We start from the raw sequence: 25,430 nt of genomic DNA, 5'->3' as shown, positions 1-25,430 counted from the left end.
CGTGTGCACAACAAGCATGAGTGGGAGAGGCACCGTGGAATATGAGATGATCTCGGTCGAGCGCCGGGGCGAAGTCGACTGGGTGACGATGAACCGCCCGCACGTCCTGAACGCGCTGAACGACCGGCACGTCGAGGAGCTGAACCATTATTTCGGCGCGCTGCACAAGGATCGCGACTGCCGGGTCGTGGTGCTGAAGGGCGCTGGCCGCGCCTATTGCGCTGGGCTCGATCTGCAGGAGGGCGGCCGCTCCGAATTCGACACGATCGACCGGCTCGCCCACCAGCGCTCGATCGCAGAGATCGTGATGAAGATGCGCTATTGCCCTCAGCCGATCATCAGCCTGGTCCATGGCCCGGCATGCGGCGGCGGCTTTGCCATGGCGCTGGCCTCGGACATCCGCATCGCTGGCGAATCGGTCCGCATGAACGCTGCCTTCATCCGCATCGGGCTTTCCGCGTGCGACATCGGCGTCAGCTACTTCCTGCCCCGCCTCGTCGGCGCCAGCGTGGCGGCGGAGTTCATGCTGACCGGCAATTTCATCACCGCCGACCGTGCGCTCTCCACCGGCCTCGTCAGCCGCGTCGTGCCCGACGATCAGATGGAGGAAGCCGCCGCGCCGCTGATCGAGCAGATGCTCACCACGTCGCCGATGGGCCTTCGGCTCACCAAGGAATGCCTGCGCATGTCGATCGACGCGCCGAGCCTCGAGGCGGCCGTGGCAATGGAGGATCGCAACCAGATCCTGTGCGCCACCGCCCCGGATTTCGGCGAGGGCATCAAGGCGTTCTTCGAGAAGCGCCGCCCGGATTACAGCAAGAAGAGCAAGGAGCAGGCTGCATGAGTGCCAAGAGCGAGAGGGGACTTGAGGGGCGCGTTGCACTGGTAACCGGCGGCGGCCGCGGCATCGGCCGCGAGATCGCGCTTCGCCTCGCGCGCGACGGCGCGGACGTGGCGGTCAACTACCGCCGTGACGCCGACGCCGCCGAGGAAGTCGTGCGCGAGATCGAAGGGCTCGGTCGCCGCGCGAAGGCCTATGCCGCCTCGGTCGACCGCTTCGAGGATTGCGAGAAGCTGGTCGATGCGGTCGTCGCCGATTTCGGCGGCATCGACATCCTCGTCAACAACGCCGGTATCGCCAGCCGTGGCCAGAGCGTCGCGGACACCGATCCGGTCGAGTTCGAGCGGGTCATGCGCACCCACTGCTTCGCGCCGCACTATATGTCGAAGCTCGTCCTCCCCTCGATGCGCCAGCGCGCCAAGGAGAAGGGGCGCGGCGACATCATCATGATCTCCAGCGTCGCGACGCTTTATCATGCCCCGAACGGCGCACCTTATTCGATGGGCAAGGCCGCGTCGGAGGCGCTCGCGCTGGTCCTGTCGAAGGAGGAGCGCGCGAACAACATCCGCACCAATATCGTCGCCCCGGGCCTTACCGTCACCGACATGGGTGAACGGCTGGCAAAGGCGACCCGCGGCGTCGCCGACATTCACGATCTCGCCGCCGGCTCGCCCTTCGGCCGCGTCTCCACGCCGGCAGACGTGGCGGCAGCGGTCGCCTATTTTGTCTCGGCGGACGGTGAATATGCCAACGGGCAGAAGATCAACCTGCACGGAGGCGGCTAAGCCAGCGCCCGTCATCCCGGCCCCGCGCCGGGATCCAACCCTCCGCGCACGCTGCCGCTTGTTCCTCCAAGTGCACCGCTCGCGGCACCATGGATCCCGGATCAAGTCCGGGATGACAACGGTTGATCAGGAACCAACGACGTACAAACCGCACCGTCGCCCCGGCCTCGCGCCGGGATCCAACCCTCCCCGTACGCTGGCGCTTGTTCCTCCAAGCACCCCGCCCGCGGCAACATGGATCCCGGATCAAGTCCGGGATGACAACGGTTGATCAGGAAGCCGCGACGCAAACACCTTACCGTCATCCCGGCCTCGCGCCGGGATCCAACCCTCCGCGCACGCTGCCGTTTGTTTCTCCAAGCACACCGCCCGCGGCACCATGCATCCCGGATCGAGTCCGGGATGACGAGGATTGATCGAAAGGTGATCCGCTAAGTGCCACCGTCATGCCGGGCTCGTCCCGGCATCCAGCCATCCGCAATCTCAACAATAGCGGCCCCAGCGGCACGGTGGATGCCAGGACGATCCCGGCCTACCGCATCAACCCTCGCGCAGCGCCCGCTCACCCTCGATCATATAATCGCGCGTCAGCGGCACGGCATAACGCCCCTTGGTCAGCTGCACCTGGTAATTGCACAGCCCCCCGTTGCGGAACGCCGCCGCCGCGCCGGCGAGGTAGAAGGTCCACATGCGGAAGAACCGCTCATCGTAAAGCGCGACGATCGCGTCCTTCGCCGCCATCGTCCGGTCGTACCAATGATCGAGCGTATAGGCGTAATGGACGCGCAGCACCTCGATGTCGGTGGGAAACAGCTTCAGCCCTTCGTAAGCCGTCACGATCTCGCTCAGCGCGGGATTGTAGCCGCCGGGGAAGATATATTTCGCGGTCCAGTCGTCGGTGATTCCGGGGCCGCCCATCCGCCCGATCGTGTGCAGCAGCATCACGCCATCGTCGGCCAGCAGCTCACGGCATTTGCGGAAAAAGGTGCGATATTGCGGTGGGCCGACATGCTCGAACATGCCCACCGAGACGATCCGGTCGAAACTTCCCTCGACCCGGCGGTAATCGATCAGCTCGAACTTCACCCGGTCCGCCACGCCCGCCTCCGCGGCGCGATCGCGCGCCACTTTCAGCTGCTCCTCGGATAGTGTCACGCCCAGCACGTCGACGTCGAAATGCTTGTGGAGGTACAGCGCCATGCCACCCCAGCCGCAGCCGATGTCGAGCACGCGCATCCCCGGCTTCGGCGCCAGCTTTGCGGCGATATGCGCCTTCTTGTCCTCTTGCGCCTGCTCCAGGCTGTTGCCCGGATCGGTGAAATAGGCGCAGCTATATTGCTTGTCGCGATCGAGGAAGAGGTCGTACAGCCGCCCCGACAGGTCGTAATGATGCGCCACGTTGCGCTTGGAGCGACGCTCCATGTTGATCCGGTCGGCGCGATATTTCACCGCGTTGAACGTGCGCGCGGCGAGGCCGGGTTGCAGGTTCTTCTGCCCCTTCTCCCATGCGTCGTTCCGCTTCAGCAGTTCGACCAGATCGCGGATGTCGCCCTGCTCGACGATCAGGCGGCCGTCCATGTAGCATTCGCCCGCGCCAAGCGCCGGGTTGCGCGCGATCGCCAGCGCCACACCATTGTCGGCAAAGCGGATCGTCACATCGGGAAAGGCGGGATCGGGCGTGCCGAAGGTGCGGGTGGCTGCCTTGGGCCGGTGTAGCGTGAGCGTGCCCCGCTTGACCGCGCGGGAGAGAAACAAGTCGATCAATGCCATCGGCCGCACCCGTAACAATCAGATGCCGGCATACCAATCGTAATCGACATTGTCCTCCCAATAGCCGCCCCGTCCCTTGCCGATTCCGGCCAGGCTCGCCACCGCGGTCGCGCGCATCAGATATTTGGCATGTTTGTAGCCCAGCTGCCGCTCCACCCGCAGGCGGCAGGGCGCACCGTTCATCACCGGCAGGAACCGGTCGTTCAGCGCCCAGGCAAGGATCGTCTGCGGGTGAAAGGCGTCCACCAGGTCGACCGACTCATAATAAGGCGCGCCGCCATAATAGTCCGCGCAGGTGAAGACGATGTAGCGGGCCGCGTCGCGCACCCCGGCCGCCTTCAGCACATCGCCCAGCTTCGGCCCCTGCCACTTGCCAATCGCGCTCCATCCCTCGACGCAATCGTGCCGCGTGATCTGCGCGCGCTGCGGAAAGGCGCCAAGGTCACGGAGGCTCAGCGCCAGCGGCCGAGCCACCAGCCCATCGATCCGAAGCCGCCAGTCCGCAAACCTGCCCGTCCGCAGCGCGGCATAGTCCGCCGTCCCCGGATCGCGCGTCCCGTTCGGCCGGAAGAAGGGCGATCGCTCCTCGGGCGCATATTCCGGCGCCAGGGCGTTGCGGTTCACCAGCGCGCGCTGCAGCCCGCGATGCATGTCCTCGCCCATGAACAGGATGCGCCGCGCGCCGGGGTGCTCGATCACCTTGTCGCATCCCGCCAGAAGCGTCGCGGCGCCCCCGGCGATCACGCCGCGTCGTCCCAGGATCACGGCTTCGGCTCCTCGGGCACGCGCCACCAGCCGGTGATCATCGACCGAGTCTCGTTGATCGCGCCCGCCAGGATGACCAGCGTCAGGTGGACGAGGGTGAACAGCGCCAGCCCGACCATGCACAGAAAATGGATCGACCGCGCCGACTGCCGCCCGCCGAACAGGTCGAGCAGCCACGGAAAGCCCGCATTCATTCCTGGCGAAAGCGCGATCCCGCTCAGGATCACCAGCGGCAGCAGCACGAAGATCACCGCCACATAGGACAGCTTCTGAAAGATATTGTACGCGGTCGGATGCGCCGGATCGTGGAAACGCAGCGAAAGGTGCGCGCGCAGGTCCGCCAGCAAATGAACGCGCGAAAGCTCGCGCCGCCGCACCCGCAGGTCGCGGGCGAAATGCCGGTTGAGCAGGCTCACGACCATATACGCCAGCAGCCCGAAGCCGAGCACCAGCGCGAAGAACAGGTGCCAGCGCCGCGAGATCGCCAGATTGTAGCTGGCGGGGATGGTCAGCCACGCCGGAAAGCGCGGCAGCTCCAGCCAGGCCGGATCGAAGTTCGCGCCATAACTGCCCCAATAGAGGCGCGGATGCGCGTTGGAGATGCCCAGCCCCGATCCGATCAGGATGATGATCGCGACCGCGTTGATCCAGTGCCACAAGCGGGTCGTGAAGCGATGTCGGAAAACAGCTGGCATCGTAGACAGGCTATCATGGATCAGACCGCTTCGCACGCTGCTCTGGGCGAGACCTTATCCATAAGCCCGCCAGAAGAAGACGATGGTGGTCCCGCCCGATACCAGAAGCGTCCACACGCGCACCGCGCCCGGTGGCAGGCGCTTGCCGATATGCGCCCCTGCCCAGCCGCCGATCAGCCCGCCCAGCAGCATCGGGATGCATGCGGCCCAGGCGATCATGCCAAAGCCGATGAAGATGATCGCCGCCGCCGTGTTGGCGACGGTCAGCATCAAGGTCCGCGGCGCGAACATCGCGCGTGGGTGTACGCCGGCCAACAAGCCATAAGTGGCCGTGATCATCAGCCCGACCCCGCCGCCGAAATAGCCGCCATAAACGCCCAGCAGCGCCTGCACCGCGATCAACGTGCCTGAACCGATCGTCACGCGGCGGGAAAGCCAGGCGGAGGCACGCTTGCCGAACGCCAGCACGACAAAGGCGTACAGCACCAGCCACGGCACGATCACGTCGAAGGTCCGGCTCGGCGTCACCACCAGCAGCAGGCTGCCGACCAGCCCGGCGACGAATGTCACCCCGGCCAGCACGCGCAGGCTCACGCCCCCGACCGGCGCCAGCTCCTTGCGGAACGCCCAACTGCTCATCCCCGCACCGGGCAGCAGCGCGAAATTCGAGGTCGCATTGGCGATATTCGCCGGCTGCCCGATGGCGAGCAGGGCCGGCATGGTGGCAAAGGAACCGCCTCCGGCAAGCGCATTCATCGCGCCCCCTACCAGACCGGCGATGGCGACGAGCGATATTGAGGTAAGATCAAGCACGCGCGGCTCATTGCGCCATGCGGCCGGAATGTCGAGTTGCGGGCGCGACGCGATCGCCTTCCGCCGCCCCCGTGGCGGGCGCCGCGCGCGCCCGCCCGCCTCAGCCGATCAGAGCCGCGCCGTTCCCGTATAGGCAAACAGCAGATCGGCATCTTCGGAGGCGTGGAGCAGCTCAGGCCCCGTCACCAGCACGCATTCGCCCGCGCGCCAGGCCACGCCGCCGACTACGCCTTCGCCGCGGATCGGCACCAGCCAGCCGGGCTTCCCCTCGGGCAGGTTGATCTGGCGCTTGCCGCCGTTCCAGCGTTCGAGAACGAACTTGGGCCCTTCCACCAGGATCGTCCGCCCCGGCTCCACCGTGCCGGGCCGAAGCGGCGCGACATACGGTTCAAGATCCGCCACCGCGATGCCGTCATCCAGATGCAGCTCGCGTGGCCGGCCATAATCATAGAGGCGGTAGGTCGTGTCCGAATTCTGCTGCACTTCGATCAGCGTCAGCCCGGCGCCGATCGCATGCACCACCCCGGAATGCGAATAATAGAAATCGCCCGGCTTCACCGGCTTCCAGTCGAGCTTGTCCTCGATCGATCCGTCGAGCGCGCTGGCCCGCAGTTCATCCGCCGTCATTTTCTGCTTCGGGCCGATCGCGATGGTCGAATCCGGCTCCGCATCCAGGATCAGCCAGCATTCGTCCTTGCCGCGCGGCAGGCCACGCTTCTGCGCCTCCTCGTCGGACGGATGATCCTGCACCGACAGTTTTTCGCTGGTGAACAGATATTTGATCAGCATCTCCGGCTCTTCGGGATGCGGCGACTGGAACCACACCTCCCCGATCGGCTCGCCTTCGGGCGACGGGTCGGGAAAGCCGGGGTATAATTTGTGTCTGCCCCACGGCTTTTCGACGCGCTTGGTGGCCAGCAAGGTTGCAGTCATGTGGATCCCCGCAAAGATTGGCTTTGTCTCTAACTCGTGAACGCCGTCCGAACCAATGCGTTTCCCGCCAGATCACGCCTTGCGCGTTTCAGCATTGTTCGCATGCGCGGCCCTGCGCTAAAGGCCCCTTCGATGCGTAACATTCCGTCTCGCCCACTCGTCGCCCTGCTGCTCGCGGCCATGGCCCTGCCGATCGCCGGTTGCGCCCGTAACCGCACCGGTGGCGACCTTCCCTATGTCGCGCGCGATGTGGGCACGCTGTACAGCGCCGCTCGGCAAAAGCTTGACCAGCGCCAGTATAAGGTTGCCGCCGCGTTGTTCGACGAGGTGGAGCGCCAGCATCCTTATTCCATCTGGGCGCGCCGCGCGCAGCTGATGGGGGCGTTCAGCAACTATCTGGCGCGCAACTATACCGAGGCAATCCAGGGTGCGCAGCGGTTCCTGTCGGTTCACCCCGGCAATCGCGATGCGCCTTATGCTTATTACCTCATCGCGATGAGCTATTACGAGCAGGTCAACGACGTTACGCGCGATCAGAAGATCACGGCGCAGGCGCAGGACGCATTGGGTGAGCTCACCCGCCGCTATCCCAACACCCGCTACGCCGCCGATGCCCGGCTGAAGATTGACCTCGTGCGCGATCACCTTGCCGGCAAGGAAATGGAGATCGGCCGCTTCTACGAGCGTCGCGGCCAGTGGCTTGCCGCCACCCTGCGCTTCCGCCGCGTGGTCGACGAATATCAGACGACGACGCACACGCCCGAGGCGCTGATGCGCCTGACCGAGACTTATCTGGCGCTCGGCGTGCGTGAAGAGGCGAAGCGGGCGGCGTCCGTGCTTGGTGCCAATTATCCGGAGACCTGGTGGTACCAGCGCGCCTTTGATCTCCTGGGCGAGAACCCGGCGCAGACGGTTCGCCCGCTTGCTCCCGGGGAGCAGGTGATCCCGCAGGCCACGGTGCCCAAGCCGGAAACGCCGATTCGCAAGGAAGTGGAGGTGCTGCCGGTCGACAGCGCGCCGACGCCGCGCGCGGAATCGCCCGGTGCTCCCACCCCGGCCACGCCGTCGGGCGGCGCCGGTGCCACGCCGGCCGGCAACAATCCGTCCACCGCCACGCCCACCGGCGTTCAGCCCGGCGCGCCGCCGACGTCGTCGAGCGACGTGCCGCAAGATCAGTGAGGCACCGCCCGGCTCGCCGGGCGTTCGCCCCTTCATGCTGACCGCGCTCTCGATCCGCGACGTGGTGCTGATCGAGGCGCTCGACCTCGAATTCGGCGCTGGCCTTGGCGTGCTCACCGGGGAAACGGGTGCCGGCAAATCAATCCTGCTGGACGCGCTCGGCCTTGCGCTGGGCGGACGCGGCGACAGCGGGCTGGTCCGCCACGGCTCCACCCAGGCCAGCGTCACCGCCACGTTCGAGGCGCCGGCCGATCTCGCCACCCTGCTTTACGAGAACGGCATCGATGCGGAGCCGGGCGAGCCCTTGATCGTCCGCCGTGTCGTGAAGGCCGATGGCGGCAGCCGCGGCTTCGTCAACAATCAGCCCGCGTCCGCGGCGCTCCTGCGGGAGCTTGGCGCGCGGCTGGTCGAGATCCACGGCCAGCATGACGACCGCGGCCTGCTCAATCCGCGCGGCCACCGCAATCTGCTGGACACGTTCGCCCGGATCGACACCGCCACGGCAAGCGCCGCATGGCAGGCGTGGCGGGGGGCGGAAACGACGCTGGCCAGCGCGCGAGAGGAAATCGAGGCGGCAGCGCGCGACCGCGAGTGGCTGGACCACGCCGTCGCCGAGCTTGATGCGCTGGCACCAGAGCCGGGCGAGGAAGAAACGCTCGCCGAACGCCGCCGCACGATGCAGCGGTCCGAGAAGATCGCCGAGGATCTGAACGCGCTGATAGACGCGCTGGAAGGCTCGGACGGCGCCCTTGCCCGCATGCGCCAGGCCGCGCGCATCCTGGACCGCATCTCTGCCGATCATTCCGCACTGGCTGAGGCGCTGACGGCGCTCGACCGCGCAGTGATCGAGGCTGGCAATGCTGGCGAGCAGGTGAGCGAGGCGATGCGGGCGCTCGCCTTTGATCCGCGGGCGCTTGAGGACGATGAGGCGCGGCTGTTCGAATTGCGCGGCATGGCGCGCAAGCACCGCGTGCAGCCGGACGATCTCGCCGCCCTCGCCGAAGAGCTTCGCGCCCGGCGCGAGCGGCTGGAGGCCGGGGAGGAAGGCATCGCCGCGCTCGAGGCAAAGGCAGCCGCCGCGCGCCAGGCCTATGCCGCCGCCGCCGCCACGCTGTCGCAGGCACGCGCCGCCGCCGCCCAGCGGCTCGACATCGCCGTGGCGGCCGAATTGCCCCCGCTGAAGCTCGATTCCGCCCGGTTCCGCACCGCCGTCGCGCTGCTTCCGGAGGAGCAATGGGGCCCGATGGGCCAGGATCGGGTCGAGTTCGAGATCGCCACCAATCCCGGCGCCCCCTTCGGCCCGCTCATCAAGATCGCCTCGGGGGGCGAGCTGTCGCGCTTCATCCTGGCGCTGAAGGTCGCGCTGGCGGAAGAGGGCGGCGCGGCGACCATGATCTTTGACGAGATCGATCGCGGTGTCGGCGGCGCGGTGGCTTCCGCCATTGGCGAGCGGCTCCACCGCCTGGCGCAGCAGACTCAATTGCTGGTCGTCACCCACTCGCCCCAGGTCGCCGCGCGCGGCGCGGAGCATTTGCTGATCGCCAAGCGCAACGACGGCGTCGTCACCCGCACCGGCGTGCGTCAGCTCTCTTCGGCGGAGCGGCGTGAGGAAATCGCCCGAATGCTGTCGGGCGCGACCATCACGGAGGAAGCGCGCGCCCAGGCCGATCGCCTGATCGAAACGGCGTAAGGACGCGTTAGCGCGAAGCCTGTCATCGGTGTAAGGGCGCGCCGATGATCCGCCTCAGTGAATTGAAGCTGCCCCTTCACCATGCCGACGAAGCGCTCCCGGCTGCCATCTGCCGCCGCCTGCGGATTACCCCGCGCGAGTTGATCCGCTTCACGGTCGCCCGGCGCGGCCATGACGCCCGCGACAAGAGCAACATCAGCCTCGTCTATTCGGTCGATGTCGCGGTCAAGAACGAAGGCAATGTGCTCGCGCGGTTCCGCAAGGATCGCGACGTGCAGCTCACGCCGGACACCCGTTACCACCCGCCGGTCACCGCCCCCGCCGATGCGCCCCGGCCGGTTGTCATCGGCGCTGGCCCGTGCGGCCTCTTCGCCGCGCTGATCCTCGCGCAAGCTGGCTTCCGCCCCATCGTGCTGGAACGCGGCAAGGTGGTGCGCGAACGCACCAAGGACACCTGGGGCCTGTGGCGCCGCAGCGAGTTGAACCCCGAATCCAACGTGCAGTTCGGCGAAGGCGGCGCCGGCACCTTCTCGGACGGAAAGCTCTACAGCCGCATCAAGGATCCCCGGCACCTCAATCGCAAGGTCCTGACTGAATTCGTGAAGGCCGGCGCGCCGCCCGAAATCCTGACGGAGGCGCACCCGCACATCGGCACCTTCCGCCTCGTCACCATGGTCGAAAGCATGCGTGCTTCAATCGAGGAACTCGGCGGGGAGTATCGTTTCTCCACCCGCGTCGACGGTCTCGACATCGAAACCGATGGTTCGGGCAACCGCCGACTTCGCGGCCTTCACCTCCACAATGGCGAATATCTCGCCGCCAGCCATGTCGTCCTGGCGATCGGCCATAGCGCGCGCGACACCTTTGCCATGCTGCTGGACGCCGGCGTCCATGTGGAGGCGAAGCCGTTCTCGATCGGCGTCCGCATCGAACACCCGCAATCCTGGATCGACCGTTCGCGCTTCGGGCACGAGGCCGGCAACCCAATCCTGGGCGCCGCCGAATATCACATCTCGCACCATTGCTCGAACGGGCGCACCGTTTACAGCTTCTGCATGTGCCCCGGCGGCACGGTGGTCGCCGCCACTTCGGAAGAGGGCCGCGTCGCCACCAACGGCATGAGCCAATATTCCCGTAATGAGCGCAACGCCAACTCGGGCTTCGTGGTCGCCATCGATCCGGCGCGCGACTATCCGGGCGATGCCCTCGCCGGCATCCGGCTCCAGCGTCATTGGGAAGAGCGCGCCTTTGTCGCGGGTGGCAGCAACTACAAGGCACCGGCACAGCGCGTGGGCGATTTCCTGGCCGGCCGGGCCTCCACCTCGCTCGGCACCGTCGTTCCGTCCTATCGCCCGGGCGTCAACCCGACCGACCTTGCCGAATGCCTGCCCGATTTCGCGGTGGCAGCGATGCGTGAGGCACTTCCGGTGTTCGGCCGGCAGATCAAGGACTATGACCATCCCGATGTGGTGATGACCGGCGTCGAAACGCGCACGTCCTCCCCGGTCCGCTTCACCCGCGGCGAGGATGGGCACAGCCTCAACACGATCGGCTTCTTCCCCGCGGGCGAGGGCGCTGGCTACGCCGGCGGCATCCTCTCGGCGGCGGTGGACGGGATCAAGACGGCGGAAGCCGTCGCCCGGAGCATCGTCGGGGGATGACGCTTCTCCTGTTCAACAAGCCTTATGGCGTGCTCAGCCAGTTCACTGACCGCAGCATGCCGGAGGCGCGCGCCACGCTGTCCGACTATATCGACCAGCCCGGCGTCTACCCTGCCGGGCGCCTTGATCGCGACAGCGAGGGCCTGCTGCTGTTGACCGACGATGGCCGCCTGCAGGCCCGCATCGCCGATCCCAAGTTCAAGCTGCCCAAGACCTATCTCGTGCAGGTGGAGGGCGATGTCGCGGGCGAGGCCCTCGCCCGCCTGCGCGACGGCGTCACCCTGAAGGACGGCCCGACCCGCCCTGCCGAGGTCGAGCGGATCGACGATCCGGCCTTGTGGCCACGCGATCCGCCGATCCGCTATCGCGCCGCCATCCCCGATTGCTGGCTTTCGCTGACGATCCGGGAAGGGCGCAACCGGCAGGTTCGCCGAATGACCGCCGCGGTCGGCCACCCCACCCTTCGCCTTGTGCGCTGGAGCATCGGCGACTGGACGCTGGCCGATCTGCCGCCGGGGCAGTTTCGCCACGCATGAAGATCTTTTTCGACGGTGGCCTGCGCCCTGCTCCCGCCGGCATGGAGCTGGCGGTCGTCGCTGCCGGTCGCAGCCATGTCGAGCGCGGCCTCGGCCCCGGCACCAGCATGGAGGCGGAATGGCTGGCGCTGATCGCCGCCATGCGCCTGGTCGAGCGCCTGTCGCTCACTGACGCCGTTCTCCTCGGTGACGCCGCCGCCGTGATCGCGCAGGCGAATGGCACCATCAAGGTGCCGCGCGCGCATGTCGATCATCACGCCGCCTATCTGGCGCTGCCCCGCCCAGCGCGTTTCCGCCTCCGCCACATCAAGCGGACGCAGAACCTCGCCGGGATCGCGCTCGCGAAGGGCTGATCCGCCCTCAGCCGCGTCTTTCCCCGCAAAGCCAGGCGGCGCAGGCGAGATCCTGAACGATGCTGCCCAGCGACTTGTACAGCGTCACGTCCTCGCCCGAGGTCCGGCCCGCGAGTGTCCCGGCAAATACCTCGCCAATCTCGCCCAGCACATGATGGTCGTCCACCAGGCCTTCCGCCTTGGCGCGCAGGAACTCCGCCCCCTGGTTCAGCACGCCGGCGCGGTGATCGGCGAAGAAACGGCTTCGCACCACCAGATCAGTCGCAATCTCCGCCGGCCCCGCCCGGCTTGATCCAACCGCGTTGATGTGCGCGCCGGGCCGAACGTCGCTGGCGCTCAGGATCGGCTCCGGCGCGGCGGTGACGGTGCAGATGATCCCCGCATCCGCCACCGCCTCGCGCACCGATGCCGCCACGTCGCACCCCAGTTCCTCCGCCAGCGCGGCGGCCTTGCGCGCGTCCCGGCCCCAGATCGTCACCCGCTGCAATGGTCGCACGGCGCGGATCGCCAGGATGTGGCGCTGCGCCTGCTCGCCCGTCCCCAGCACCGCCAGATGATCCGCGTCGCCACGCGCCAGCGCCTGTGTCGCCGCGGCGGATGCCGCCGCGGTGCGGATCGCCGTCACTTCTCCTGCATCCACGACTGCGCTCGGCGCACCGCTCTCACGGTCGAACGTCACGATCAGCCCTTGGTGCGACATGCCGCCACGCGCGACGTTGCCGGGAAAGACGCTGACCAGCTTGGCGCCAAACGGCCCGGCGTCCAGCGCCCCCGGCATCACGCCAAAGGCATTCTCTCCGTCCAGGTCGATGATGCCGCGCAGCAACTGGCGCGTCCGCCCTTGCGACAGCGCGATCATCGCCTCGCGGACCAGCGGCACAGCCACGTCGTAGCGCAGCCGCTCGGCAACCTCGCCCGCATCGATGAACCGGATGCTCATGCCGCCACCGCTTCGCGCGTGATCCGTCCCCGGAACCAGCGGATCAGCAGACTGGCATTGAACAGCATGACCATTCCATAAATATTCTGCGTCACCGCCAGCGGCAGGCTCTCCAGCACGGTTAGCGTCAGGAACAGCGCCAGCGTCGCATTCTGCACCCCAGTTTCGATCGCCAGGGTCATGCGATCGCGCGCATTCAGCCCCAGCACCCGCCCGACCATCAGCCCAAAGGCCATGGCTGCCATGTTCAGCGCATAGATCGCCGGCGTCGCCGCGATCAGATTCTGCACCACCATGTCAAAGCTGACGACAACGGAAAAGCCGATCACCGCCACCAGCACGACGAACGCGGTGGGTCGCAGCCGCTGTGCGATGCGTCCCGCCGCCTCCGGCGCGAACCGGCGCACCACCATGCCCAGCGCGATCGGCGCCAGCGTGATCCGCGCCAGCTGCCCCATGGTGCTGACGATATCGAGCTGCGGCACCGTCGCGCCCGTCCCGCCCAGGAACCATGGCACCGCCCAGCGCAACAGGATCGGAATCGTGAACACGGTAACCACGCTGGTCATCAGCGTCAGCACCACGGCCAGCGCCAGATTGCCCCGCCCGACGAACGTCAGCGCGTTGGATGTCGTGCCCGCCGGGCAGATGGATATGATGAACAGCCCCAGCGCCAGCTCCGGCGGCAGGCCGAACAGCGCGCCGACGGTGAGGCCAAGTAGCGGCGGCACCAGCAGATGCGTGGCAAAGCCCGCCGCCGCGGCCCGGCCGCCCGAAAGGATCGCCGCAAAGTCCCGCAGCGCCAGCGTCAGCCCCATGCTGAACATGATCAGCGCCAGGCCGCACGGCACCAGCGCCTGGTTGACGAAGGCGATCGCCTCCGGGCTCATGCGCCCCACACGTCGCGAGCGTAGCGGTGGAAGTTCGTCCCCATGACCTTCTCGATCCGCGCCGCCTTATGGCCCCGCTGCTCCAGCAGCCCGATGAGCTTGCCGAACTGCCCCGGCCCGCTCAGATCCTCCACGAAGGGAAGCGTGTCCGGGTTCTCGCCCTTGGCTCCGATCCCCGCCGCGCGGCGTTCCGCAATCTCCTGCCGGATCGCGGCGCGGTAGGCGGCCATGTCGTCCACCGCGGTGGTGCCGCCATCGGTACCGAACCCGACATGATCCTCGCCACACACGTTGATGGCATGTTCGATATGGGCGACCACGTCGGCCGCGCTGGCGACGCTCCGGGGATTGAGGAACGGCATGAAATAGATGCCGACGAAGCCGCCGCGTTCCGCCACCAGCCGCAGCTCCGCATCGGTCTTGTTGCGCGGCAGATCGGTCAGCGCGCGGCAGCCCGTGTGATTGATGGAGATCGGCTGGGCGGAATGGCGCGCCGCCTCCAGGCAGGTACGCTCGCCGCTGTGCGACAGGTCCACCATCACGCGATTGGCGTTCAGCCGCTCGATCACCGTGCGGCCAAAGGCGGTCAGCCCGCCATTGTCCGGCGCCATCGATCCGCTGCCCACCTTGTTCGCCGGATTGTAGGTCAGCTGGATCACGCGCACGCCAAGATCGGCGAAGGTGTCGACGCGACTGGCGTCATCGCCCAGCATGGTCGTGTTCTGGAAGCCGTAGATCACGCCGATCCGGCCGGTGTCGCGCGCGCGCAGGATGTCCGCCGCGGACGTCACCTTGATCAGCGCCTCCGGCCGCGCGCGGATGCGCCGCTCCCACACGCCGATCTCCCGCACCGTCAGCGCAAAGGGCTCGTCCGGTCCCGACACATGGCCCAGTGTGATATTGATCGCGTCCATGCCCGATGCGCGCGCATCCGCGATCACGCGGTCGCTCAGCAGGCTCCGCGGCTCCACCGGCACCGCCCCATCGCCGCGCCGCGCGTTCGGATCACTGAAGCCGCCCAGCGCATTCACGATCAGCATGTCGCGCTTGCCGCGCGCCTGCGCCGCTGTCGGCAGGGCACTCACGGCAACGACAGCGCCGGCAAGCTGAAGAAAGGAACGTCGATCAGTCACGGCCCAGCTCCTCCGCAGTCACCGGCTTGAAATCCTCGCGCGCGTACGCGCGGCCGCGCTTCACCGTCATCACCACGCTGCGCATGTTTCCGATGTTGGCCAGCGGATCGCGGGCCAGCACCACCATATTGGCAAGCTTGCCCGGCGCGATGCTGCCCATGTCGCTTTGCTGCCCCATCGCCTGCGCCCCGACGAGGGTGGCCGAACGGATCGCCTCCGCCGGCTTGAACCCGGCTTTCGATACCAGCAGCTCGATCTCGTCGAACAGGGCCGGATAGGGCGCGCCCGCTTCCGTGTCGCCATCGGTCCCGGCGGAAATCCGGACCCCCGCCTTGTGTGCCTGCGCGGTCAGCGCGGCGGCGAGATCGAGCGAGCAATAGGCCGGCGCCCCGCCCTTCTGCGCGCGCTTCTCGCCCTCCTGATACACCCGCAGCGTGGCATCCAGCAGCATGCCGCGTTCGCGCATGGTGGCGAACAGCCCCGCCATCACCCGATTGTCGCGCGCCATGAACGGCGCAGGGTCGATCGCCACGCGCTGCTGATAGGTGGCGGGCCGCTGCTCCACCGCCTGATAGGCCAGGTAGCAGCTGTGCGACACGACGTCCGGCCCGGCGGCGATCACGTCGACCGGCGGGGTCGGAAACACCATGCCATGCGCCCACACCTGCATGTTCTGGCGATGTGCCTCCTGCGTGATCCGGGCGATCAGATCGGCCGGCAGGTTGGCGTAGATCTTGATCGCGGTGGCACCCGTGCCCTTCGCGCGCGCAACCGCTAGCGGCAGGTCGGTCTGGTGATCGACCGCCTGCATCCACGCGCCGGTTCCGGGCTTCACCCCGGCGCTGACGGCCAAGGTTCGCGGATCATCGAAGAAGCTCGGCCCGGCAAACAGCGCGGCGTAATAAAGGTCAGGCGAGGCGATCTCCCCCACCAGGGCGGCGCGCGCGATCTCCGCCACCGATCGCAGGTCATCGGCCATGATCCGCGTGCCGGTGACGCCGCTGTAGAGATCCCGCCGCATCAGCGCCTCGGCGCGGCGGCGGTTCGGCGGCGTTGCGATATGCTGGTGGCTGTCGATCAGCCCGGGCAGCAGATAGCGGCCGGTGAGGTCAACGATGCGCGCGCCCTTCAGCATCTCCGGCGTAACCTTCGCATCGGGCACGACCGCCTCGACCCGTTCGCCGCGCGTCACCACGGTCATTCCGCGCGATCCCGCACTGCCGGTGCCGTCGATCAGCGTGGCATGGCGATAGATGGTCGCCGGCTTGGGCGCGGCGGATGGCGCACCTGCGCTGGCCATCGTCGGCATGGCCACCGCCAACGCCGCCACCAGAAACTTCAACCGCATCTACTCCCCCTGCTCCCCCGGGCGAACCGCACCGATAGCGGCTTCGCCCTTTCCCCAGCTTCGCGCGTACGGCACCGCTGCGCCAGCGCCATAACGCTTCCTCGCCGATGCAGTGGCTGCATGACCAGCACCGGGCAAGCCGCGCCCGGTCAGAAATTTCGCTTTTCAGCCCCTGTTCTTTGTCACATTAGCGAACAAAGGTGCGAAGTGTGAACATCTGCAACGGGGGAATATCAATGTCGGCACTGCTTTTGGCTCTGGCGCTGGCGGGATCGCCAGCCACTTCGCCCGCTCGCCCGGCCGAGCTTCAGATGCCGGCAATCCTGCCGCTCGAGCGGCGCGCTGAAACCGAGGACCGTTGGCTGAAGCTGCGCTTCGAACAGGTCCTCCCCACGCTGATGCGGCGCGACAAGGTGCAGATGTGGGTGCTGGTCGCCGGCGAGTATAACGAAGATCCGGTGATGGCGACGATGCTGCCGGCCACGTGGCTCCACGCGCGCCGCCGCACCATCCTCGTCTTCTTCGATCCGGGCGAGGGCAAGCCGATCGAGAAGCTGGCGCTCGCCCGCTATCCGGTCGGCGATTTCCAGCCCGCCTGGAACCCGGACGAGCAGCCCGATCAATGGGCGGAGCTGGCCAGGATCATCGCTGAGCGCAATCCCGCAACCATCGCGCTCAACCGATCGGAGGGTTTCCCGCTCGCCGACGGCCTCAGCTCCACCCATTATGAGGCAATCGTCCGCGCACTCGGCCCTGACATGGCGAAGCGCCTCGTCTCGCACGAACGGCTCGCGCTCGGCTGGCTGGAGACCCGCATCCCGGAGGAGATGGCGAGCTATCCGATCGTCTCGCGCATCTCGCATTCGATCATCGAGGAGGGCTTCTCCGAACGCGTCATCACTCCCGGCGTCACCACCTCCGATGATGTCGTCTGGTGGTTCCGCGATCGCATCAACGCGCTCGGGCTGGACACCTGGTTCCAGCCCAGCGTCGCGATCCAGCGCGCCGACGGGGGCAAGTTCAGCGTGCAGGAGATGGGCCACCGAGGCGACACGATCATCATGCCCGGCGACATGCTGCACGTCGATTTCGGCATCACCTATCTCGGCCTCAACACTGACATTCAGCGGCTCGCTTATGTCCTGAAGCCGGGCGAGACACAGGCGCCCAAGGGCCTGCGCGATGGCATGGCGGCGATGAACCGCGTGCGCGCCGCCACCATCGCGGCGCTGAAGCCCGGCCGCACCGGCAATGAGGTGCTGGCAGCCGCACGGCGCCAGGTGGAAGCCGAGGGGATCGACGGCACGATCTATTCGCACCCGATCGGCTATCACGGCCATGGCGCCGGCACCTGGATCGGCGCCTGGGAAAGCCAGAAGCCGGCGCCCGGCCGCGGCGACTATCGAATCGATCCGAACACCGCCTGGTCGATCGAGCTGAATGCGCAGGCGAACGTGCCCGAATGGGGCGGCCAGAAGGTCCGCTTCATGCACGAGGAAGACGGCTTCCTTTCAGCGGACGGCACCTTCCGCTTCCTCGACGGCGGGCAGGAGGAATTCATCCTCCTACCACGCCCCTAGGCCACAAACGCCCCGTCCGGGCGGCCTAAACACAGGCAAAAACGATATTAATCACGAACTTCGTCACCCCGGCCCTGTGCCGGGGTCCAGGTTTCCGCGCATCCTCCCGCTGAAGGTCTGCGGCACGCTGGATGCCGGGACAAGCCCGGCAAGACGGGTCGGATGATGCACAAATACCCCGTTATCCTGACATTCGATCTAACTCTCGCAGCTCTACCACCAAAAAGAAGGGCCTCACCCGTCGCCGGATGAGACCCAGTTTTGGGCAAGGGAGTTAACCGCCGGCGCCGCCTCAGCGCGCGTCGATCAGGTGAAACTTGGTCTGCCGACCATCGATGTAGCGGACAGTTTGGCCGTCGAAGAAAGCGTCCTCCTCCGTCTTGAAGTCGACCATCTGCCCGCCCCACTCGGGCACCGCCTTGGTCGCCATCAGCTCGATCGACCAGGCGATGTTCGGCCGCAGCTTGTATTCGCCGGTCGGCACGAACTTCTGCTCTTCCGACAGGCCGATCGAGCTGCCCGCACCATGGCCGTGATAGCCGATCGGGTGCGAATAGATCGTCGGCTTCAGCCCCGCCGCGATCGCCTTCGCACGCGCGCGGTTCAGCACTTCATTGCCGGTCACGCCGACGCGAAACTCGCTGGTCACCGCATCCTGAACGAGGTTGTTGTCGCGAAGGCCCGCCTTCAGCCCGGCCGGCACGTCTGTCTCGCCGTCGCGCAGCACATAGGCGACATGCTGCGTATCCGTGCTGAAGTTCAGGTAGTGAATGCCGAAGTCGACGCGCAGCATGTCGCCCTTCTGGATCACACTCGCCTTTTCGCGCAGCACGCCCGGCACGCCCTTGCGCGTCACTTCCACCGACGGATGGAACCACGATGCCAGGCCAAGGTCCGCGACGCGCTGGCGATACCACCACACGAGATCCTCGTTGGTCGTCACGCCCGGCTTCACCACCGCGGCCGAGAAGCCTTCGCCGATGATCGCATGCGCCACGCGCACGATCTCGGGATAGACCTTCATCTCTTCCGGCGTGCGCGTCTCCAGCCAGCCTATGGCCAGCGGATAGCCCGGCACGATCCGCCCCTGCTGCTCGGGCGTCAGCGCCTTCATCAGGTCGGTGTACTGGCTGTGCGTCAGGCCGTCGCCGAACGCCGTCAGCGAGGAGATGTTGAGCGCGATCTTCTTCGGGTTGCGCTCGGCGATCAGCTCGCGGACGCGCGCGAACTGGTCGGGCTGCTTCTCCATGTCCCACACCGGCTGGTACAGGGCGCCCATGCCGTGCTTGCTGACGACCAGCCGCTCGATCGGCTTGCCCTCGCCCGGATCGAAATAGATGAGGATCGTCCGACGCCGCGCCCGCAAATTGGTCGCGTTCAGCATGGTCGAAACGACCGGGTCCTCCAGATACTCCCGCGCGATCAGCACCCACATGTCGATGCCATTCTCGCGCATCAGCTGCGGCAGCACCGTCTGGAAGCGGCGCTCCAGCCAGGCGTCGCGCAGCTGCGCCTGATCGCGCAGGCTCATGATCTTCGGCAGTGCCGGCGACATGGACTGTTCTTCCTGCGCCATCGCTGCGGGCGCGAGCGCCATCATGGCGAACGCCGCAGCGCCGCCCAACAGGCTCTTCAATCCTGGCATCACGCCCTCCCCTTCTATCCGAATGGCTTGTCGAGCGAGGACGGCGGCTGCGTGAAGAAGCGCGGCCCCTGCTCGGTCATGAAGAAACAATCCTCGATGCGGATGCCGAACTTGCCCGGCAGGTAGAGGCCCGGCTCGTTCGAAAAGCACATGCCCGGCGCCAGCGGCGTGGTTTCGCCATGCACCAGGTTCACCGGCTCGTGCACGTCGAGGCCGATGCCATGGCCGGTGCGATGCGACAGGCCCGGCAGGGCGTAGCGCGGACCGTAACCCAGCTTCTCGTAATAGCGGCGCACGGCATCATCCACGCTGCCCGCCGGCGCGCCGACCTTCGCCGCCTCCATCGCCACCGTCATCCCCTGGCGCATATGGCCGAACACGCGCCGCTGCTCCGCCGTCGGCTCACCGAAGACGAAGGTGCGGGAAATGTCGGAGACATAGCCGTGCACGCTGCAGGTGCAGTCCATCAGCACGACGGTGCCTTCGGAGACCTTCAGTCGCTCCTTGGACCCATGCGGCAGTGCGCTGCCCGGCCCCACCTGCGCGCTGCTCGACGCGCGCTGGCCACCGTTGCGGGTGAGTTCCCGCTCCATGATCGCGTTGATCTCATTGCCGATCATGCCCGCCTGCACCTGGCCATAAGTGGCGCGATAGGCGGCGATCATGATGTCGTTTGCCCGCTGCATCAGCGCGATTTCGGCCGGGCTCTTGATCATGCGCAGCGCATTGACCGGCGCGGCGCCCGATACCGTCTTCAGGTCAGGCAGCACCCGGCGGACGCCATCGACGATGAAGAAGCGCGTCGTCTCCTCTACCGCCAGCGTGCCGGCGTCGCGCTTCTTCTCCTTCAGCCACCCCGCGATCACCGCAAAGGGGCTTTCGTCCTCCTGCCACACGCGCACCTCGCCCGGCACGTCCAGCATCTCGCGGATCGACGGCTCCTCGAAGAACGGCGTGACGATCAGCACCGGGCCTTCGGCGGGGATCACCGCCGCGGTGGTCCGCTCGCTCCGCCACCAGTCGACCCCGGTGAAGTAGACGAGGCTTGATCCCGCCTCGACCAGCAGCGCCGACAGGTTGCGCCGGCGAAGCTCCGCCTGCATCCGCGCCAGCCGCGCCTCGCGCTCGGCCCGGCTGATCGGCGCGACGGGAGTAAGCGACGCTGCCGCCGCGCCCTGCCCGGCGAACGCCGCGCCCGGCAGCGCCGCAAGCGCGCTCCCCGCCGCCGCGCCGCGCAGCACGTCGCGTCGTGCCAGCGCGCCGATCACTTGCGACCTCCCAGGTCGCGCAGCAGCACGTCCCAATAATCGAGCTGCTTCAGATACGCCGCGATCGGCACGCGCTCGTCCGTCCCATGGGCGCGGGAATCGTCCGCCCCCAGCGCCAGCGCGCCCGCGCCATAGGTCGGGATGCCGGCGCTGCGGAATTCGCGGCCGTCGGTGCCGCCGGAAGACATGCTCGGCTTCAGCGTCACGCCCGGATAGGTCGCGTCCATAGCCTTCTGGAGCCGGGCGAACAGCGCTGGATTGACCGGTGATACGGGGCTCTCGACGCCTTCGCCGACCAGCGCCACGCTCAGCTTGTCGTCACCGATGGTCTGCGCGATCCTCGCCCGCACATCCTCCACCTTGGTGCCCGGGAAGATGCGGCAGTTCACGTTCGCGGTCGCATTCTGCGGCAGCGCGTTGGGCGCATTGCCCGCCTGAAGCATGGTCGCCACACAGGTCGTCCACAGGATGTTCGCCTGGTGCGGGTATTTCTCCGCCACCGTGCGCGCTGCCGCATCGTTCGGGTTCGCCAGCAGCGTGGTCAGGGCATTGCCCAGCTCGCCGCCCTTCTCCTTCGCCATGTCGGCGACCATGATGCGGGTGATCTCGTTGAATTCGACCGGGAAGCGAAGCGCCTCCAGCTTGGTCAGCGCGCGGGCGAGATCGTAGATCGCATTGTCGGCGCGCGGCGCGGAGCTGTGCCCGCCGGGGTTCTTCGCGGCGATCACATAATTGGCGTAGGTCTTCTCGGCCGCCTGGATGTTGAAGCGATATTTGCCGTCCGCGCCGATCTGCCCCGATCCGGCGTCGGAATTCAGCGCGAACTCGGCGCGCGAGACGAGCGGATGCTTGGTCAGCGCCCGCGTCGTCAGCATGCCGGTCTCCTCGTCGCCCGAGAAGGCGAGCAGCAGGTCACGCTCCGGCACGAAGCCCGCGCGCTTCAAGCGGATGAAGCTCGCGACCAGCGCGGTCACGCCAGCCTTGTTGTCGGTCGAGCCGCGGCCGTAAATGTACCCGTCCTTCTCGGTCGGCACATAGGGGTCGGTGGACCAGTTCTCCTTCAGCGCATCGACCACGTCCATATGGCCGAGGAACGCAATTGGCTTCGCGCCCGGATTGCGCCCGGCATAGCGCACGACTAGGCCCGCGGTCTTCTCGCCATCGATCTCGACCGGCACGGTCATGATCTCGTCGGCCTTGAAGCCCGCCTCGCGCAGCCGCGCCGAATATTTCTCGATCAGCGCCGGCACCTGCCCGCGCCCCTTGGCGGTCGGCGTGGCGATCGCCTCTTCCAGCATCTGGCGTGCCATCGCCCGGTCGGCGTCGGTGACGGGCGCGGCTGACGCCGCCATGGCACCCGATGACAGGACAAGCGCCATCGCGGCACCGGCACACCAACGCAATTTCATGATTATTCCCCACCCAAAAAAGATGCCGGAGGCGCTACCTTGCGCCCCCGGCCGTTGGCAATGTTTCCTCAGAAGCCAACCGATGCGCTGAGGAACAGGTACCGTCCCGTCGCATCGTAGAATTGCGGATAGGTGTTGCCGTTGCCGCCGTCCTCGATCGCCGCGGTGGTGGTCAGCGGCGGATCCTTGTCGAACAGGTTGTTGATGCCCGCGCGGAAGGTGAAGTCCTTGCGCACCTCGAATGAGGCCGCGAGGTCGAAATAACTGCGCGCGCCCAGTTCGCGGTTCACTTCGGAGAAGCTGCCCGTCAGTGCCGGCTGGTCGCTGGTCTGCGCGATCTTCACCGACGAGACGTAGCGCCACGTCGCGGTCAGGCTGAACCGGTCGGCCGGTGCCCAGGTGGTCATGAACTTGTGGCGCCATTCCGGGCGCGGACGACCGCACAGGCCGGCATACAGACCCTTGCACTCATAGATGTCGCTCTCGGGCGAATTGGGCAGCGGCACCGTCTTGTAGGAGTCGAGATAGGTGCCAACCAGGTTGAAGTTCAGGCGACCGGCATTGAGCCCCAGGTCGTTCAGGTTCATCCGGTAATCGACCACCACGTCGACACCCTTGGTCTGCAGCGAGCCGGTGTTGACGTTGAAGCGCCGGAAGTAACCGTTCTCTCCCTGCCACAGCGATCCGCTTTGCGGACTGCGCTGGATCAGGCTGCAGAAATAGGGATCGCCGTTCGCCAGGCAGTTGGCGATCGACAGGTTTGGGTTGACGCTGCCGACGAGGTTCTCGACTTCGATGTCGAAATAATCGACCGAGATGGTCAGGCCCCGCACGAAGCGCGGCTCGAACACGGCGCCCAGCGACAGCGTCTTGGCGGTTTCCGGGTCCAGGTCCGGGTTGCCGCCGATCAGCGAGTTGAACTGGCCGGCCGGATTGTCGACGATGTTGCCATATTGCGCGGCTGTCACGCCGGTACGCGCGCATTGTTCAAGGGTCGCGATCGGGTTGGCGCCCGAGCACGGATCATAGGAGCCGTCGGCATTTTCCGTCAGCTCCACCTCGAACAGCTGCTGGCTGGAAAACAGCTCGATCACGTTCGGTGCGCGGACGGCGCGCTGGTACGATCCACGAAAACGGAAATCATCGACGGGGGACCAGTTCAGGCCAAGCTTGTAGGTGTCCGTCTTGAACCCGCTGTCGTAATCCGAATAGCGATACGCGCCTTCGAACGACAGGCTCTGCACGAACGGCACCTGCTCGACGAGCGGCACGATCAACTCGCCGAAGAACTCCTTCACCGAAACCGAGCCGTTGATCGGCAGTTCGGGGCTGGCCGCCGCCTGGTAGATTTCGTCCGGCTGGTAATCGACCGAATTCTTGCGGAATTCGTAGCCGAACGCCACGGCCACGCCGCTGTTGGCGAGCGGCGATTTGATCCCCCATTCGCCCAGGTCACCGTCCACGGCCGCCACCACGTTGACGAGGTTGGTATCGCCCGTGATGCTCTTCACCTCGGCGACGTAATCAACCGCATCGGCGCTCGCCTGCGGCCCGAAATAGTCGAGCGGCGAGCAGTTCGCGTCATTGTTGTTCGGGTTTGCATCGGCGTTGATCGCGCAGACGATCTGGCCGGCGGAATTGCGCACCGCGTTGAAGGCATTCGCGGTCCGCTGCCGGTTCGCATCGCCCGAGAAGCGGCTGCGATAGCTCACCTTCGAATAGATGCCGTACACGTCATATTTGAACGGCCCGGCGATGTCGCCACGCGCGCCCAGCACGATGCGATAGCTCTGGTGCTGGATGTCGTCCTGGCGGTTGCCGCCTTCCACGTTGCGACGCGCCACCAGCACGCCCTGCGCCACCGATTGCGGGCCGACGTAATTGCCCGACGCGTCATAGATGCTGCCGGTGGAAAGCCCGCGGCTGGTGCACAAGAAGCTCGCCTGCTGCGCGCTCAGGAAGGGATTGTCGCAGTTGATGCCGCTGATGCTGCCCGCACCCACGGTGATGCCGGCGCTGTTGGTGCCCGGCGCGATCTGCGCGACGGAGCGGTCCTCCATGAACGACGCTTCGATATAGGGAGTGAAGTTCTCGTTCACCTCGTAATGTGCCATTGCGCCCAGCGCGTAGCGCTCGTCCGGGCGCTGGTAGTAATTGTATGGCGCGAAATTGTACGTCAGCGTGCCGGGCACGAACTGGCTGTCGCCCGTCGCGCGGAAAGACGTGGGCAGGCCGGGGATGCCGCCCGCATTGGTGAAGTTCGCCGGGGCGTTCGTTGCCGATCCGCTGCACGAGAAATCGGCCCCGCCCGGTCCGCTCGCGCCGAGTGCGCATGCGCTGTAGTCGTAATCCGCCTGCAGGATCGGGTTCACCTTGCGATAGGTCGCATAAGCGGTGACGTTGCCACGGCCCTCGCCGATGTTGCCGCCAGCGACGGCCGACAGCTCGGTCGTGAAGCCGTTCCAGATCCCCTTGTCGGGCTTCAGATACGCGCCCGGCACGTTGGCATTGTTGCGGTCCAGCAGGTCGCGCAGCTCGTCGCGGTCGTTGGTGTGCTGAAAGCCGGCGATGCTGCCGGTGAAACGGATGCCGCTGAAATTGTCCATCAGCTTGAAGTTCACGACGCCCGCGATCGCGTCCGATCCGTACACCGCTGATGCACCGCCCGTCAGCACCTCGACCGACTGGATCAGCGGCGTCGGCACCTGATTGAGATCCGACGGGATGTTCTTGGGCGAACCATAAGGCAGTCGGCGCCCGTTGATCAGCACCAGCGTGCGCGACGGGCTGAGACCGCGAAGGTCAACCTGCGCGGTGCCGGTCGCCTCGTTGGAGTTCGCCGCGCCCTGCGCCGCGAACACCTGCGGCAATTGGTTGACGAGGTCCTCGGTGCGCACCGTGCCGCGTACGGCGAACTCCTCCGCCGCCACGGTCGTCACCGGGCTGACGCTCTCGAGGTTGGGCGAGCGGATGCGCGAACCGGTGACCACGATGTCCGCGTCACCCGTGCTGCTGCTGGTGGTGCTATCCGCCGGGATATCCTGCGCCATGGACGGCATGGCCGCCCCGCTTATCATCACGGCGGAGCAGAGCAGCAACCGACGCAAGTGTGACCTGTTAGCCATCATCAAACTCCCTGATTTCGAGTGAATGCCGCACGTCGCCGGCTCCCCAGCCGGCGCGGCGAACCGTTCTT

The 25,430-nt window shown here is 66.8% G+C and carries 21 protein-coding genes; 8 read left to right on the top strand and 13 right to left on the bottom strand.

Annotated features, from left to right (window positions below; all coding sequences use genetic code 11):
• Window positions 1-16 precede the first annotated feature (16 nt).
• Together BMX36_RS00345 and BMX36_RS00340 are read left to right on the top strand one after the other, a co-directional pair.
• Window positions 17-844 carry an enoyl-CoA hydratase/isomerase family protein gene (locus BMX36_RS00345; protein ID WP_093063263.1) on the top strand — a complete coding sequence of 276 codons (828 nt, stop codon included), beginning with the start codon at window positions 17-19 and terminating at the stop codon, window positions 842-844.
• Window positions 841-1,626 (top strand): SDR family NAD(P)-dependent oxidoreductase, encoded by a 786-nt coding sequence (locus BMX36_RS00340; protein WP_093063262.1) that lies wholly within the window; start codon window positions 841-843, stop codon window positions 1,624-1,626. The genes BMX36_RS00345 and BMX36_RS00340 overlap by 4 nt, the downstream gene beginning before the upstream one ends.
• Before the next feature lie 540 nt (window positions 1,627-2,166).
• On the opposite strand, the gene BMX36_RS00335 is transcribed toward BMX36_RS00340, so the two are convergent.
• The 5 genes from BMX36_RS00335 to BMX36_RS00315 all read right to left on the bottom strand — a co-directional run bounded on the left by BMX36_RS00335 (window position 2,167) and on the right by BMX36_RS00315 (window position 6,602).
• A complete protein-coding gene (locus tag BMX36_RS00335; RefSeq protein WP_093063261.1) occupies window positions 2,167-3,396 on the bottom strand; it encodes an SAM-dependent methyltransferase in 1,230 nt (409 codons plus the stop codon).
• An 18-nt stretch (window positions 3,397-3,414) separates the two neighbouring features.
• Window positions 3,415-4,161 carry a molybdopterin-dependent oxidoreductase gene (locus BMX36_RS00330; protein WP_093065078.1) on the bottom strand — a complete coding sequence of 249 codons (747 nt, stop codon included), beginning with the start codon at window positions 4,159-4,161 and terminating at the stop codon, window positions 3,415-3,417.
• Window positions 4,158-4,856, bottom strand: coding sequence for a cytochrome b/b6 domain-containing protein (locus BMX36_RS00325; RefSeq protein ID WP_093063260.1), 699 nt, complete (start codon window positions 4,854-4,856; stop codon window positions 4,158-4,160). Before BMX36_RS00325 ends, BMX36_RS00330 begins: the two co-directional genes overlap by 4 nt.
• Before the next feature lie 54 nt (window positions 4,857-4,910).
• The gene (locus tag BMX36_RS00320) at window positions 4,911-5,669 is read right to left on the bottom strand and encodes a sulfite exporter TauE/SafE family protein (protein WP_093063259.1); all 759 of its coding nucleotides are present in this window, start codon (window positions 5,667-5,669) and stop codon (window positions 4,911-4,913) included.
• A gap of 108 nt (window positions 5,670-5,777) precedes the next feature.
• Window positions 5,778-6,602 (bottom strand): class I mannose-6-phosphate isomerase, encoded by an 825-nt coding sequence (locus tag BMX36_RS00315; protein WP_093063258.1) that lies wholly within the window; start codon window positions 6,600-6,602, stop codon window positions 5,778-5,780.
• Window positions 6,603-6,734: 132 nt separating this feature from the next.
• On the opposite strand from BMX36_RS00315, the gene bamD reads away from it, so the two are divergent.
• The 5 genes from bamD to BMX36_RS00290 are packed head-to-tail and all read left to right on the top strand — an operon-like array spanning window position 6,735 to window position 12,021.
• The gene (gene bamD, locus BMX36_RS00310) at window positions 6,735-7,781 is read left to right on the top strand and encodes an outer membrane protein assembly factor BamD (protein ID WP_066777219.1); all 1,047 of its coding nucleotides are present in this window, start codon (window positions 6,735-6,737) and stop codon (window positions 7,779-7,781) included.
• Window positions 7,782-7,815: 34 nt separating this feature from the next.
• A complete protein-coding gene (recN, locus tag BMX36_RS00305; RefSeq protein ID WP_093063257.1) occupies window positions 7,816-9,471 on the top strand; it encodes a DNA repair protein RecN in 1,656 nt (551 codons plus the stop codon).
• A gap of 44 nt (window positions 9,472-9,515) precedes the next feature.
• Window positions 9,516-11,132: an NAD(P)/FAD-dependent oxidoreductase gene (locus BMX36_RS00300; RefSeq protein WP_093063256.1), complete on the top strand. Its 1,617-nt coding sequence runs from the start codon at window positions 9,516-9,518 to the stop codon at window positions 11,130-11,132.
• Window positions 11,129-11,668 carry a pseudouridine synthase gene (locus BMX36_RS00295; protein ID WP_093063255.1) on the top strand — a complete coding sequence of 180 codons (540 nt, stop codon included), beginning with the start codon at window positions 11,129-11,131 and terminating at the stop codon, window positions 11,666-11,668. Before BMX36_RS00300 ends, BMX36_RS00295 begins: the two co-directional genes overlap by 4 nt.
• On the top strand, window positions 11,665-12,021 hold the full coding sequence (locus tag BMX36_RS00290) for a reverse transcriptase-like protein (protein WP_066777233.1): 357 nt from the start codon (window positions 11,665-11,667) through the stop codon (window positions 12,019-12,021). Before BMX36_RS00295 ends, BMX36_RS00290 begins: the two co-directional genes overlap by 4 nt.
• Before the next feature lie 7 nt (window positions 12,022-12,028).
• On the opposite strand, the gene BMX36_RS00285 is transcribed toward BMX36_RS00290, so the two are convergent.
• The 4 genes from BMX36_RS00285 to BMX36_RS00270 are packed head-to-tail and all read right to left on the bottom strand — an operon-like array spanning window position 12,029 to window position 16,332.
• On the bottom strand, window positions 12,029-12,961 hold the full coding sequence (locus tag BMX36_RS00285) for an ornithine cyclodeaminase family protein (RefSeq protein ID WP_093063254.1): 933 nt from the start codon (window positions 12,959-12,961) through the stop codon (window positions 12,029-12,031).
• Window positions 12,958-13,851 (bottom strand): bile acid:sodium symporter family protein, encoded by an 894-nt coding sequence (locus BMX36_RS00280; RefSeq protein WP_093063253.1) that lies wholly within the window; start codon window positions 13,849-13,851, stop codon window positions 12,958-12,960. Before BMX36_RS00280 ends, BMX36_RS00285 begins: the two co-directional genes overlap by 4 nt.
• Complete coding sequence (locus BMX36_RS00275) at window positions 13,848-14,984, bottom strand: dipeptidase (protein WP_256210591.1); 1,137 nt, start codon at window positions 14,982-14,984, stop codon at window positions 13,848-13,850. The genes BMX36_RS00280 and BMX36_RS00275 overlap by 4 nt, the downstream gene beginning before the upstream one ends.
• Complete coding sequence (locus BMX36_RS00270) at window positions 14,977-16,332, bottom strand: amidohydrolase family protein (protein ID WP_093063252.1); 1,356 nt, start codon at window positions 16,330-16,332, stop codon at window positions 14,977-14,979. The genes BMX36_RS00275 and BMX36_RS00270 overlap by 8 nt, the downstream gene beginning before the upstream one ends.
• A gap of 236 nt (window positions 16,333-16,568) precedes the next feature.
• Here BMX36_RS00270 and BMX36_RS00265 point away from each other — a divergent pair, with 236 nt between their 5' ends.
• A complete protein-coding gene (locus BMX36_RS00265) occupies window positions 16,569-17,912 on the top strand; it encodes a M24 family metallopeptidase (RefSeq protein WP_093063251.1) in 1,344 nt (447 codons plus the stop codon).
• A 292-nt stretch (window positions 17,913-18,204) separates the two neighbouring features.
• On the opposite strand, the gene BMX36_RS00260 is transcribed toward BMX36_RS00265, so the two are convergent.
• The 4 genes from BMX36_RS00260 to BMX36_RS00245 form a co-directional block, all read right to left on the bottom strand.
• Window positions 18,205-19,557 carry an aminopeptidase P family protein gene (locus tag BMX36_RS00260; protein ID WP_256210590.1) on the bottom strand — a complete coding sequence of 451 codons (1,353 nt, stop codon included), beginning with the start codon at window positions 19,555-19,557 and terminating at the stop codon, window positions 18,205-18,207.
• Window positions 19,558-19,571: 14 nt separating this feature from the next.
• The gene (locus BMX36_RS00255) at window positions 19,572-20,825 is read right to left on the bottom strand and encodes a M24 family metallopeptidase (protein ID WP_218142114.1); all 1,254 of its coding nucleotides are present in this window, start codon (window positions 20,823-20,825) and stop codon (window positions 19,572-19,574) included.
• Window positions 20,822-22,234, bottom strand: coding sequence for a M20/M25/M40 family metallo-hydrolase (locus tag BMX36_RS00250; RefSeq protein WP_093063250.1), 1,413 nt, complete (start codon window positions 22,232-22,234; stop codon window positions 20,822-20,824). Before BMX36_RS00250 ends, BMX36_RS00255 begins: the two co-directional genes overlap by 4 nt.
• A gap of 68 nt (window positions 22,235-22,302) precedes the next feature.
• On the bottom strand, window positions 22,303-25,359 hold the full coding sequence (locus BMX36_RS00245; RefSeq protein ID WP_218142113.1) for a TonB-dependent receptor domain-containing protein: 3,057 nt from the start codon (window positions 25,357-25,359) through the stop codon (window positions 22,303-22,305).
• Between the last annotated feature and the right edge of the window lie 71 nt (window positions 25,360-25,430).

The sequence above is a fragment of the Sphingomonas sp. OV641 genome, assembly GCF_900109205.1.
Classification (GTDB): domain Bacteria; phylum Pseudomonadota; class Alphaproteobacteria; order Sphingomonadales; family Sphingomonadaceae; genus Sphingomonas.
Note: the sequence above shows the minus strand (reverse complement) of the source record. Positions and strands in the feature narration are given on the sequence as shown.